We start from the raw sequence: 13,516 nt of genomic DNA on the forward strand, positions 1-13,516 counted from the left end.
GTCTCTCCTTATTGATATTAACGATCACTGGCGACTGGTAATTGGATGACAAAACAAGCGCCTCCGTTGGGATGTTGGTGAGCACTAAGTTTGCCATTAAACCCTTCAATAATACGTTGAGAAATGGTGGTTCCCAATCCCAGCCCTTGTTTTTTGGTGGTGTAGAATGGATCAAATAGCGCGTCTAACTGTTCATCCTGCAAGCCGCAGCCGTTATCCCATACTTTAATATAGACCGTATCATCTTTCTGATAGCTTTGAATGCCAATTTGCGGCGCATATTCGCTACTTAAAGCATCAATCGCATTGTTAAGCAGATTAATCAATACCTGTTCAAGTTGCACTGGATCTACATTAACCCAAAGAGGATCATCTAATTCAAGCTGAGGTAATACACCTATACGTAAAAAGCGGTTATGCAAGAGGGTTACGGCTGCCTTAATGACTTCTTTGACCGCCGTTAACTGGGTAACCGGTTCACTTTTACGGGCAAAAATTTTAAAGCGAGCGATAATATCGCGCATGAGACCTGCTGCTCGAACGATTTGTGACAGATTGTCATCGACCAGTGCCAGTTGGTTTCGTGTCAGTAATTTTTGCGAGTTTTGCGCATAGGTTAGGATGGCGGTGAGTGGTTGATTTAGCTCATGGTTGAGCCCAGCCGATAGTTCGCCAAGCATCGCTAGTTTGGCGGCCTGCTTAAGTTCAGCTTCGGTTTGTTTCAGTGTCTGCGAAGTTTGTTGGTAGCGTAATAGTGCCTGTTTTAGCTGGTTGTTACTATTTGTCAGCTGACGGGTTCGTTGGGCAACTTTTTGTTCCAATTGCTGGTTAAGTTTAGCTAGTAATAAGCGTCGGTCACGTAAATTCTGCCAGTAATGTAGGATTAACATCACTAGCAACCCAATGAAAAAGGTCGCTAGTTCGGCTCTTAACACCGCTTGCCACGGAAATTGATTTGCCAATAAGGCATAAAGTTTCCATTTAGGCTGCTCAAGTTGTTGGCTCACGCTTTGAAAACGTTGTAGTTGGCCATGGGCATCATATAACTCGAGGGTGTTTGGGGAACTCTTTCCGCTGGCGATGGCGCTGATGTGATTTTTTCCATATTGGCGAGAAGCAAGGAGCTTCGCTTGAACGTCTTTTGGGAGTGTCTTTAAACTATGATAGAGCCAGTATTTACGAGAGGCATAAAAAATCACGCCATTTTCATCACAGACCAGATAGTCGGCATTGGTGTATTGCCAACTGGAACCAATAATACTCAGGCGAACCTTTAACACTAATACGCCCACGATTTGTCCAGCGTGGTAAACCGGTGCTGAGAAATAGTAGCCGCGCTTACCTGAACGAGAACCTAATGCAATATAATGACCATCTTCACCGCGTATTGCTTGCTGAAAGTAAGGACGATAAGCGTAGTTATCACCTACAAATGAATCTTTTTGCTCATAATTACTTGAGGCAATGGTCTGTGCTTTGCGATTTAACAAGTAAGTCACGTCACTGCCCTGCAGTCGATTGAGTTTTTTTAGTAGTTTTGACAGTTCAATCGAGCGCTTGGAATGAGGGATTACATTTTCAATTTGTTGCAGTTTAGGGTGGGCAGCACCGAGGCGTGGCAAATGAGTGAAGCGTGCTAGCTCTTGAACAATATTTTGTTCCATACGATTGAGCTCGGCGGTGAGCTCGATCTGGTGTTGCTGGCGTTTTTGGTGGCTCGTTGTCAGTGCGACAGCGAGCATCACCAATAACCATAATGCTAAATAAGAGCCAAATCGAATGAGTGTGAGTAGCTCAAATTGTTTTTTGCTTTTCCCCAAATACTAATCCTGTAGTTGTGGAATGTTGAGGTTTTCCTGAAATAAATGCCATTCATCTTTTAATACAGTATCGTTGATGTTGGTGGCATTAGACAATAATTGTTTGGTTTGGCGAACTAATAATTCAGGTAACTGGGCCAGTTGATTACTCCATTTTTCAACGAGTAAATCGCGTTCCTGGCGATGGCAAACCTGATTGATTAGCCCCCACTGGCAGGCTTGTTCAGCGCTAAACTGTTCACAGAGCAACAGTAGCGCCGCTGCGCGCTGCGGGCCTAAACGCTGCGGCAATAAAGAGCTACTCGCAAATAATGGCATCAGTTCCCGACGAATAAATGGGAGTTGAAAACGACTATTTACGTCAGCCACAATCAGATCGCAATGCAAGAGCAATGCCATTCCAAAGCCAAATGCATTGCCGTGGACATTGGCAATGATTGGTTTAGGGAAAATAGCAAATTCGCGCATAAACGTCAGAGCAGGATGACGATAATCTAGTTCTGACGCTGCTAAATCTTGGAGGTCTTCGCCGAGGCTAAAATGTTCCCCTTGTGAATCAATCACAATGACACGAATATTACTATCATTGGCTGCTTCTTTAAGCCTATCGCGCATTAATCGAAACATTGAGCAGGTAAAGCAGTTGTCCTTTTCAGGGCGGTCTAATGTGACTGTTAAAATATGGTTAACTAATTGAGACTGAATCATAAACACCTCCTAGCGAACCGGTTTGTCCCTGGCTAGTGATAGGATATCAACATTACCTCATTCAAACCTGACTGAGACTCAAGTACTAGTTTGACAAAATCATGAATATTTGGGATGAAAAACACTTAGAAAAGCGATCTTTGTCGAGTTATTTACTTTATTTTTTCGGGATTTGTGCTCAAGCTCGGAAAATATTAGTCGATAGAGAAAGTCGGCAATCATAGATTTTTCGGTTACACTTACGAAGTGTTTAATTGCTTAAAATAACGACTAATCGGACTAATAATTATGAAAAAATTTGCAGCGTTGACCATTCTTGCCTTGGCTGGGGTGTTTGGTTCAACTGTCGCTCAGGCGGATACGCTAGGTTTAAAGGCTGGGGTTGATTTCTGGAATACCTCTCACAATGGTGAATCAGTGAAAAAAGATGGGACAACCTATCATCCTGATTACGATACTAACATTCGTCCAGGGCTCTATGTTTCGTTCGAGCACCCGATCCCATTAATTCCGAATGTAATGTTACGTTATCAGGATCTTGATACCGATGGCAGCTCTGGTGGGACCCATATCACCAGCGATCAACAGATGTATGATGGCGTTTTTTATTATCAGTTATTTGATAACCCAGCGTTTGGTCTGGACTATGGTCTGAATATCAAACATTTTAAAGGGACAATTCGTGGCGTCGGTTCTTCTAAAGATTACACTAAAACGATTCCTACAATTTATCTTGCGGGTAACGTCAATTTGCCGATGACTGGCGTACAGATTTTTGGCAACACTTCATTGATGCACTTTGATGGTGATCATGTGGCTGATACAGAAATTGGGATTTCTTACGATGTATTGCCCATGGTGGTGACTGATCTACAATTACGCGCCGGTTATCGTGTCTTAAATATGGATTTAGATGATGCTGGTGGTATGGATCTGAAACAAACTGCACAGGGTTGGTTTATGGGTATTGGTTTACACTTTTAAGGTTTCATTGCACCGTTGATAGTTGATAAGAGTCGGATGAGTTATGATCCGGCTTTTTTTATTTATATATTCTTAATGTAATATTCCATACTGTTATAAAGCATCCCTATTTATTCTTTCTGTTCACGAATCGCTCTCCGGTAGACTGTCCATTCTCAGTCGAAGTCAACTCATAATAAGACAGACTAGCTAACTTGGGCTGAGCTGGTTAGTTGATCAGTGATTGTTACACATCGTTAATCGTAGTGTTCTTATTCGGTTGTGTGGGTATCGACTTAACTGAGTGATAATCATTGATAATTAGATGTTTAAAATTAGGAATCAGCTATGTCTTTACAGGATCTCAACGCTTTAAGCTGTCCTTTAAGTAGCGAACAGCTTAAAGCGCTGGAGCAAGTGCTCGGTGATCTAAGTCCGCTGCAGCAGGCTTGGGTTAGTGGTTATTTGTATGCTAAAAATGCGTCTGAGCAAACCGCGCCGACTGTGACGGCGGCGAGTGGCACATATGTCACGATTTTATATGCTTCGCAAACAGGGAATGCTAAAGCTGTTGCCGAGCAGTTATTTGACAAAGCACAACAACACAATGTGCCTGTGCAGTTACAAAATATTGTTGATTACAAGTCCAAGTCGCTCAAAAAAGAACGATTTCTGGTGATAGTTGCCAGCACCAATGGAGAAGGCGAACCACCAGATGATGCCATGGAGTTTCACGACTTTTTGGTCTCGAAAAAGGCTCCGAAAATTCCAAATCTTCACTATGCTGTTCTCTCTTTGGGTGATAGTAGCTACGAGCATTTCTGTAAATGTGGTGTAGATTTTGACGAGCGACTGCAAGCGCTTGGTGCTCAGCCGCTATTACCTCGTGTGGATTGTGATCTGGATTATGAACAACCGGCTAGCCAATGGCAGCAGTCGTTGTTAGAAATCCTTAAAGCACAATCGAGCGAACTTTCAGCGGCAAATTCAGATGAGCTTTCAAATCCGCGGGTAGAGACTAAATATGATCGCGCTCATCCAGCCACTGCTACCGTATTAACTAATCAGAAAATTACTGGCCGTCATTCGCTAAAAGATATTCGACATATTGAATTTGATCTCGATGGTGTTGGAATGACTTATCAAAGCGGCGATGCACTGGGCGTTTGGTTTGAAAATGATATGGCACTGGTCGAGGACCTTTTAGGTGTTCTTTCGCTTGATGCTGAGCAATCGGTCATCATTGATGAGCAATCGGTTACATTAAGAACGGCTTTGACGCAATTTTACGAACTGACCCAGACTCCGCCTGGATTTGTTGAATTTTGGGCCGATCGAAGTGGTGCCGATGAACTTCAACAGTTGAAAGCGCAAAAACCGTTATTACGCGAGTATGCCGCGACCCATCAGATTATCGATGTTGTTAGTGAGTATCCGGCTTCAGTCTCTGCAGATGAACTGCTTGGTGCGTTGCGCCGCCTCACGCCACGGATGTACTCCATTGCTTCGAGTCAGGCTGAAGTAGAAGACGAAGTTCATTTGTGCGTTGCTGTGGTCAGTTTCAAGCAAGGTGAAGCTGAGCGTTTTGGGGGCTGCTCTGGATTTCTATCTCGTCTTCGTGAAGGTCAAAGTGTGAAGATCTTCGTGGAAGCGAATCACAACTTTAAACTGCCGCGAGATCACTCAACTCCAGTGATTATGATTGGCCCGGGCACTGGTATTGCGCCGTTTCGTGCTTTCTTGCAGCAGCGGGATGCAGAAGGTAGCAGTGGTGATAACTGGCTATTTTTTGGCAATCCCCATTTTACCGAAGATTTCCTCTATCAAAGCGAAATTCAAGGTTACGTGAAATCAGGATTACTCAGTCGCATTGATTTAGCTTTCTCGCGGGATCAGGCGAATAAAGTTTATGTTCAGGACCGCCTGCGAGAACGTTCAAAAGAGGTGTATGACTGGTTAGCGAATCGAGGGGCACACCTATATATCTGTGGCGATTCAACACGCATGGCCAAAGATGTCGAACAAACATTATTAAGTATCGCAAGCGAGCAGGGGCAAATGAGCCAAAAAGAAGCAGAAGATTGGCTCAAATCACTCCGCTGTGACAAACGTTACCAGAAGGATGTTTACTGATGAGTGATAGCAAAGTATCAGCAAATGAAACAATTAAAGCTCGCAGTCACTTTCTGCGTGGCACGATTGAAGAGGGGATCAATGATCCGCTCACAGGGGCAATTGCTGAAGATGATACCCAATTGACTAAATTTCATGGTTTCTATCAACAAGATGACCGTGATCTGCGCAATGAGCGCAAATCTCAGAAGCTTGAGCCACTGTATAGTTTTATGTTGCGCGCCCGAGTGCCGGGCGGGGTCTGTACGCCCGAGCAGTGGTTGATTATTGATGAAATTGCTCAGCATCTGACCCGCGGTAATATTCGTTTAACAACGCGTCAGACATTCCAGTTTCACGGTATTTTAAAGCGTCATTTGAAAGTGGTGATTCAGAAGCTGCATCAGCGTCTGCTTGACTCGATTGCCGCCTGCGGTGACGTGAACCGAAATGTGATGTGTAACCCTAACCCGGTTGAATCACAGGTTCATCAAAAGGTGTATGAATTTGCCAAGAGCTTATCTGAGCATTTTATGCCTCAAAGTCGTGCTTATGCTGAGATCTTTTTAGATGAAGAACCATTGAATAAACCGGATGTCGAGCCTTTATATGGGCCAACATATCTGCCGCGTAAATTTAAAATTGCAGTAGCTGTTCCGCCACATAACGATGTGGATGTGTTTACCAACGACTTAGGTTTTATCGCCATTCTCCAAGATGGAGAAATTGTCGGTTATAACGTGGCTGCCGGCGGTGGTATGGGAACGACGCATGGCGATACTAAAACTTATCCGCGTCTGGGGGATGTACTTGGGTTTATTCGTCCTGAACAAGCCCAAGCGATCGCAGAAGCTATTTTCATTATTCAGCGAGATAATGGGGATCGAGAAAACCGGAAACATGCGCGCCTTAAATATACCATCGATGATATGGGTCTTGAGAAATTTAAAGCAGAAGTTGAGAAACACTCTGGGGTGAGTTTTGCACCTGCTGTTGAGGTGACGTGGACGACTCGTGGTGATCGGTTTGGTTGGCAACAGGGGTATGATGGCCGTTGGCATTTGACTTGTTATCTCCCTAACGGACGGATTGCCGATACTGAGCAGGGGCAACTGATGACGGGCCTTCGTGAGATAGCCAAAATTCATCAGGGCGATCTACGGATGACGGCTAACCAGAATATTGTGGTTGCGAATGTCCATGAACAGGATAAAGCGAAAATTGAGCAGCTAGCCAGTCAATATGGTCTGATTCGAGAGGATTTAACTTGGTTACGCAAATTATCGATTGCGTGTGTAGCGTTACCAACTTGTGGTTTAGCGATGGCCGAAAGTGAGCGCTATATTCCCCAACTGATTACTAAAGTGGATGCGCTTTTGGCAAACCATGGGCTCGCCAACCAACCCATTGTGATGCGCATGACGGGTTGTCCAAATGGCTGTGCTCGTCCATTTGCCGCTGAAATTGGGTTTGTCGGCAAAGGTCCTGGACATTACAACCTTTATTTAGGTGCTAGTCCTGTGGGGACTCGCCTGAACAAACTCTATCGCGAAAACATCGATGAACAACAAATTCTGACCGAATTAGATGGCTTGTTTGCGCGTTATGCAAAAGAGCGCGAAAACGAGGAAGCCTTTGGTGATTATGTGGTTCGTGCCGGGATTATCGCACCTGTCTATCAGGGGAGTGAATTTCATGCTTGAGACACTAAATGATGTGGCCAGCCAATGGCCACAACTCAACAAAAAAGAGCAGCAAAGTTGGCTCGCTGCACAAAACGATGAATTAGAAAATTTATCAAGCGAGCAGCGGATTCGTTGGGCAATTGAAAACTTGCCAGAGAATCATGCGCTCTCTTCTAGTTTTGGTATTCAGGCGGCTGTGTTGCTACATATGGTGACGCAAATTCGCCCTAATATTCCAGTCGTGCTGATTGATACCGGGTATTTGTTTGATGAAACTTATCAGTTTATTGACCAACTCACTGAAAAACTGAATTTAAATTTACAAGTTTATACGAACCCCATGACGCCCGCTTGGCAGGAAGTTCGCTATGGCAAACTGTGGGAGCAGGGGATAGACGGCTTAACTCGGTATAATCAAATGAATAAAGTAGAGCCGATTGAACGAGCATTTCATGAACTCAATATCCACACTTGGTTCTCTGGATTACGTCGTGAACAATCGCAAAGCCGAGCTCATCTACCGGTGCTGCAAGTGCAAAATGAGCGCTTTAAAGTTCTTCCTATTATCAACTGGACGAATCGACAGGTGTATCAATATCTGAAAAAACATGATCTTAGCTATCATCCGTTATGGGAAAAAGGTTATGTTTCTGTTGGTGATTGGCATACTTCTCGGCCGCTCGAGCCAGGAATGAGTGAAGAGGACACCCGCTTTTTTGGCTTGAAACGTGAATGTGGTATCCATGAAGAACACCATGGCAGTGGTATTTAACGGTATTTCTATTTCTGGCTTGGGAAGTCTCCCCAAGCTTTTCTTTATAATTTTGCATAACTTCTCTCATCGTTATTTTTGATCCAAGGTGCGCGGTTCCAGGTTTATGGGGCGTGTCATCATTTTGTCACTTTTTAGTCATTCTTAGTTCATATTTCCTCGCTTAACTGGAAGCTTACTGTTTATTCTTTTTATGGACAAAAGGTGGCTTTCAGTGTTTTTAAAAAAAAGTTGTAGTGCATTGGTTTTCTTGGGTTTAAGCCTGGTCTCTGCTGGTATTTGTGCACAGACATTAACGGTGTACTCCGCTGGGCCGAAAAAGCTTTCTGCTGAATTAATTAAAGGATTTGAAGCTAAAACTGGCGCTCAAGTTAATCTGTACCAGGCCACGGCAGGTAAAATTATGGCCCGCTATATGGCGGAGAAAAACAATCCCCATGTGGATGTAATGATCTCATCTTCTTGGGGACATGCGCTGAGCCTTAGCCAATCGGGTGATTTACTCCCTTACCACTCACCTAATGCGCAACATGTGCCAAAACGTCTGCAAGGCCCTGGCTATGTCGCTCAAGGAGCAGCTGTGCTTTCAATTGCCTATAACACAGATAGCAAGGTTCCTGTGCCACACAGCTGGCAAGATTTGACTCGGCCTGCTTATGCCGGACAAGTGACGATGCCCGATCCTGCTGCATCAGGCAGTGCGCTAACTTTAGTCGAAGGTCTGGTCGCGGATGAAGGTAATAAAGCTTGGACACTGTTTAAGCAACTTAAAGCCAATCACATCATCATTCCTGGCGCTAATAAAGCGGCTTTAGCTCCGGTATTGCAGGGGAGTCGTTCGGTCGTATTTGGCGCGGTTGATTATGTGGTGTTAGGGGCAAAAGCAAAAGGTGAGCATGTTAATGTGGTTTATCCCAAAGAAGGAACGGTGCTCGCGCCGCGTCCGATCATGATTATGAAGTCAACCCGACACGCTAAACTTGCTAAAGAGTTTGTTGATTATGTGCTCTCCAAACAGGGCCAACAACTGGTTGCTAAGCAGTTCATCTTACCTGCACGTACCGATGTGAAAGCACTGCGTCCTGGTTATAACGACATTAAGTTTCTGCATTTTGATTTAGCTAATGCGGCTAAAGATGCAGTTAAAACGAAAAACAAGTTTGCTCAAATTATGCGTGATTGATGCAAGTGGCACCGAGTCAAATTCGCGATCAGGGCCTGCGCTATGTGATGCTGTATGGTTCGTTATTGGTACTGCTGGTGGTTGTCGCATTGCCAGTGATCGCCATTGTTTTATACGCTATTTTTCCGCATTTAAATGAAGGGAGCTTTGCGGCTCCTTTTAGTCAGTTTAGTGCGCAATTTCACTCCAGCACTCTTGTTAGAGCAACGATTAACTCGGTGATCCTAGCTTGTGGTGTGATCGTTTGGACATTGGTGATTGCTTTGCCACTGGCGATAGTTCGTCAGAGTCTGAGTGCTGGATTAGGGCGAATGGTTGATATGTTGCTCATGGTTCCGCTTTTGATACCTCCCTATATTGGTGCTATGGCGTGGATCATACTTGGTCAGTCACATGGTTTTATTGAGCAGTGGTTTGGTTTTAATTTCCATCAGCTACTTTTTTCACCGGTCGGATTGAGTCTGGTTATGGGGTTACATCTTTTCCCCCTGACCTATGCTAGCGCCAATACTGCGCTAGCAGCAACGGGGCGGGGCTATATGGAAGCGGCTCTGATCTATGGCGCAAATACATGGCAACGGTTTTACAAAATTCGGTTGCCGCTGATTATGCCAGCGCTCATTGCCAGTGCATTGATGATCTTTGTCTTATCGATTGAAGAGTTTGGTACCCCAGATATTATTGGCCGGCGGTTTGGTTTTGAAGTGATGGTGACCGCGATCCACAATAAGTTGTCGGACTGGCCTATCGATTTGAATGGTGCGGCTATTTTATCGTTGTTGTTAATTGCTCTGGCAGTGATTGCTTATCAGTGTTATCGGTTGCTGAACGCTCGTTACAGCGCGCATTTAGATGGCAGTCAAATAGCTAACCCAGCGGTCGGCCATGGTTCACATCAGTTCAGTAAGCTTACCTTCTTTGGGTTTTGGATCGGGGTGAGTGTGGGGTTACCTCTGTTAGCCATTACGCTTTCGGCATTGATGAAGACGCAATCAGGAGGATTGCATTGGAATAACCTAAGCTTCGGGGCGTTTATACAGTTATTTTCGGGGGTGAGCGATGCGCTCCGAGCGTTGATCACTAGTCTATCACTCGCGTTGGCCGCCGCAGTTTTATGTAGTTTGATTGCGCTGGTGGCAAGCTATACATTGATTCGTCTTCGCCCTAAAGGGGTTAGTATTTTAGAGCTGTTGACGGTTTTACCCAATGCTATTCCGGGTATGGCCGTTGCAGTGGGACTCATCCTCACTTGGAATCAGCCGTTTTGGCACTGGAGCCCCTATAACTCTCTAGCTATTTTATTATTGGCTTATCTGTGTCTAATGTTGCCCTATCCGATGCGAATGTTAACTGCTGCTTTGCGGCGTTATCCGGAGAGTCTGGATGAAGCTGGATTTATTCATGGGGCTAACGATTGGCAGGTGTTATGGAAAATTTTATTGCCGTCACTCTCGTCCGTTACTTTCGCGTCAGGAGTGATTGTTTTTGCGATTACAACTCGTGAGCTGGTGGCTTCGTTAATGCTAGCCCCTCCTGGGGTTGAAACGGTGGCAACCTACGTATTTAATCAGTTCGATCAGGGTTCAGTGAATATCGGCATGGCGATGAGCCTGATCACCATTGTTCTTTGTGGCGCACTGATCAGTCTTGGGCAGTGGCTGCAGAAAAAGGTTTCGTCATGATCGAATCTATTAAGATAGAACAGCTTAGCAAGAGTTTTGCCAATCAATCGGTACTTAAAAACATTAATCTGGATGTCCAGAAAGGGCAGTTTGTCACGCTGCTTGGCCCATCTGGATGTGGCAAAACGACTTTACTACGTATTATTGCCGGTCTTGAAAGAGCGGATTCGGGATGCATTGCGACATCTCATACACAATTTATGAATACGTCGCAGGGAATTTTTTTGCCATCCCAGCGCAGAAAACTTGGGTTTGTTTTCCAAGATTATGGACTCTGGCCACATATGAGTGTTTATGACAACATTGCTTTTGCACTTAAAATCTCGGGTCAGTATAGCCGGGCGCAAATTGGCGAAAAAGTCCGTCGGGCACTGAATTATGTGCAACTGGATACCTATAGCGATTATCGCCCGGCACAACTTTCTGGAGGGCAAAAACAGCGGGTTTCGATCGCCAGGGCACTGGCTGCTGAGCGGCAATGTATTTTATTTGATGAGCCGTTATCTAATCTGGATGCAAACTTACGCGATGAGTTGGGACAGCAGATTAAAATGTTAGCCAGTTCTTTGGGGTTAACATGCCTGTATGTCACGCATGACCGCCGTGAAGCACAGTTATTATCCGATAAAATAGCGTTGTTAAAAGATGGGCAAATTCATCGATTTGATTCCCCTGAAAATTTATTTCGTCATCCTGATGATGAGTGGATTGCTAGCTTTTTAGATTGCGGCAATATTGTCCCAGGTAGCCTGCTTGAGCGGGATGATGCGACTCTTTGGTTGGTTCCTCGCCGAGCACTAGCGCTTGATCCAGCTGGTTCAATTAAGGCGGAAGTTGTCACTTCGAATTTCTTAGCTGACCAGTATGAGATTCAAGCTATGTTAGCGGGCATACGTTTGCGTTTTTATCATGATCAGCCACTTAAAGCTCATCAGCTGATTAGCCTTGCAGTAAACTGGCATGCGCTAAAATCATTAAATCCTTATCCGACTTCGCGAATGACATAATCTGGTGCTCCGTTCATGCTGATTAGTGGCTTAGGGGAAACTGCGGTGGTCACCTGTATGGGGGACTGAACTTCCTTGCCCAGAGTTATGCGAGATATAGCTCGATGGTTCCAAAAGAAAACAGCCCGAAGAGACGGGCTATTTTCTTTTTATAAATTGTCATGCCAGTCAAAACATCCGGCATTGCAATGATGCGATATCATCAGATCACACTTTCTTTTTTGGATACTGCCCCTGATATGATTATTCCGCGGGTTTCTGGGCCGACAAAATAAGCCAACAAGGCAATCAAAATAGCCACTGTTCCTGCGACAACTGCCATTGCTAAACCATAATCGCCACCATGAGTAGAGGCAATATACGCTTGCGCGGTAGCGTTGACCGAAGCTAATAAATTCCCCGTCTGATAGACAAAGCTTGGTAAAACTGCTCGCACACCTTCAGGCACTAATTCATTCAAATAGGCAGGAACGATACCCCAAGCACCTTGAACCATAAATTGCATCAGAAATGCTCCGATGCCTACTGCTATAGAGCCACTTGAAAATGCCCATAACGGTAGCACTGGTAAAGAGAGCAAGGCGGCAATCGCAATGGCTTTTTTACGACCAATTTTTTCAGAAATCGAACCGAAAAAGATCCCACCCAAAATTGCTGCAATATTATAACTGATAGCAATAATACTAATCGTATGAACTGAGAAATGTTGCTGTACCTTCAGAAAAGTTGGGTACATATCTTGAGTCCCATGACTAAAGAAGTTGAAGCACGTCATCAGGACTACCATAAACACGCAGACTTTCCAGTTTTGACGAATAATTGGCCATAGTGCTACTTTTTCTTTACGATGTTGATTATTTAACCAGGTTGGAGACTCGGGAACTTTAAAGTAGACAAATGGCAGTAACAGAATAGGGATTGCACCGATGACAAACATGCCTCGCCAACCGACTGTCGCATAAAACAGTCCGAAAATAATTGAAGCGATCAGATATCCAGCTGGATAACCTGCCTGGAATATTCCAGACATCACGCCTCTGGATCGATCTGGGATAGTTTCCATGACCAATGCTGACGCAACCCCCCAAATGCCGCCCATAGCGATGCCATAGCACACTCTGAACACCATGAAAATCATCAAGTTTGGAGACCAAGCTGAAAGTAATTCGAAGGCTGAAAAGAAAATAATATTGCTCATCAGAATGGGGCGTCGGCCATACTTCTCAGCTAGGCGACCAAAAATTAAAGCGCCAATGGGCCTGACTGCTAAAGTCAGCAAAATGGCCACTGACACTTTTGTAATGGAGGTGTGAAAATTATTTGCAATGTCACTTAAAACAAAGACTAGAATAAAAAAATCAAAGGCATCTAACGTCCAGCTTGCAACGCCGGCAAAAGCAACGTTGCGCTGAGTTGAAGTCCAATTGAACATAAGGTCTTCCTCTAGAGAAAGCCCGCGGGGCTTGTTGTATTTGAATAGTTGGCATTTTTTTACGACGAGGCCACTTTAGTGTTAAACAACGGTCTAAAGTCGAAGCGAAAATACCCTGAGTGGTTTGTTACAAAGTTTGTTTATTTGTTATG

10 protein-coding genes are annotated in these 13,516 nt (G+C 44.6%); 7 read left to right on the plus strand and 3 right to left on the minus strand.

The features are described from left to right. Positions 1-17 precede the first annotated feature (17 nt). Both EV690_RS14770 and EV690_RS14775 read right to left on the minus strand, forming a co-directional pair. A complete protein-coding gene (locus EV690_RS14770) occupies positions 18-1,820 on the minus strand; it encodes an ATP-binding protein (RefSeq protein ID WP_131913788.1) in 1,803 nt (600 codons plus the stop codon). A gap of 3 nt (positions 1,821-1,823) precedes the next feature. Beyond that, entirely contained in the window at positions 1,824-2,528 is a 705-nt protein-coding gene (locus EV690_RS14775; protein WP_131913789.1) for an enoyl-CoA hydratase/isomerase family protein, read from the minus strand. 288 nt (positions 2,529-2,816) lie between these two features. On the opposite strand from EV690_RS14775, the gene EV690_RS14780 reads away from it, so the two are divergent. From EV690_RS14780 to EV690_RS14810, 7 genes are all read left to right on the plus strand, one after another. After that, positions 2,817-3,512 (plus strand): TIGR04219 family outer membrane beta-barrel protein, encoded by a 696-nt coding sequence (locus tag EV690_RS14780; RefSeq protein ID WP_131913790.1) that lies wholly within the window; start codon positions 2,817-2,819, stop codon positions 3,510-3,512. A gap of 327 nt (positions 3,513-3,839) precedes the next feature. Further along, entirely contained in the window at positions 3,840-5,624 is a 1,785-nt protein-coding gene (locus EV690_RS14785) for an assimilatory sulfite reductase (NADPH) flavoprotein subunit (protein WP_131913791.1), read from the plus strand. After that, positions 5,624-7,306 (plus strand): assimilatory sulfite reductase (NADPH) hemoprotein subunit, encoded by a 1,683-nt coding sequence (gene cysI / locus EV690_RS14790; RefSeq protein ID WP_131913792.1) that lies wholly within the window; start codon positions 5,624-5,626, stop codon positions 7,304-7,306. Before EV690_RS14785 ends, cysI begins: the two co-directional genes overlap by 1 nt. Then, entirely contained in the window at positions 7,299-8,060 is a 762-nt protein-coding gene (locus EV690_RS14795; RefSeq protein WP_131913793.1) for a phosphoadenylyl-sulfate reductase, read from the plus strand. Before cysI ends, EV690_RS14795 begins: the two co-directional genes overlap by 8 nt. 214 nt (positions 8,061-8,274) lie before the next feature. Next, complete coding sequence (locus EV690_RS14800) at positions 8,275-9,243, plus strand: ABC transporter substrate-binding protein (protein WP_224054981.1); 969 nt, start codon at positions 8,275-8,277, stop codon at positions 9,241-9,243. Beyond that, positions 9,243-10,925: an ABC transporter permease gene (locus tag EV690_RS14805; protein WP_131913795.1), complete on the plus strand. Its 1,683-nt coding sequence runs from the start codon at positions 9,243-9,245 to the stop codon at positions 10,923-10,925. Before EV690_RS14800 ends, EV690_RS14805 begins: the two co-directional genes overlap by 1 nt. Then, positions 10,922-11,932 carry an ABC transporter ATP-binding protein gene (locus EV690_RS14810; RefSeq protein WP_224054982.1) on the plus strand — a complete coding sequence of 337 codons (1,011 nt, stop codon included), beginning with the start codon at positions 10,922-10,924 and terminating at the stop codon, positions 11,930-11,932. Before EV690_RS14805 ends, EV690_RS14810 begins: the two co-directional genes overlap by 4 nt. 202 nt (positions 11,933-12,134) lie before the next feature. Here the strand turns inward: EV690_RS14810 and EV690_RS14815 are convergent, their stop codons facing one another. Next, positions 12,135-13,364 (minus strand): MFS transporter, encoded by a 1,230-nt coding sequence (locus tag EV690_RS14815; RefSeq protein ID WP_131913796.1) that lies wholly within the window; start codon positions 13,362-13,364, stop codon positions 12,135-12,137. Positions 13,365-13,516 lie beyond the last annotated feature (152 nt).

The organism is Celerinatantimonas diazotrophica (assembly GCF_004339545.1).
Classification (GTDB): Bacteria; Pseudomonadota; Gammaproteobacteria; order Enterobacterales; family Celerinatantimonadaceae; genus Celerinatantimonas; species Celerinatantimonas diazotrophica.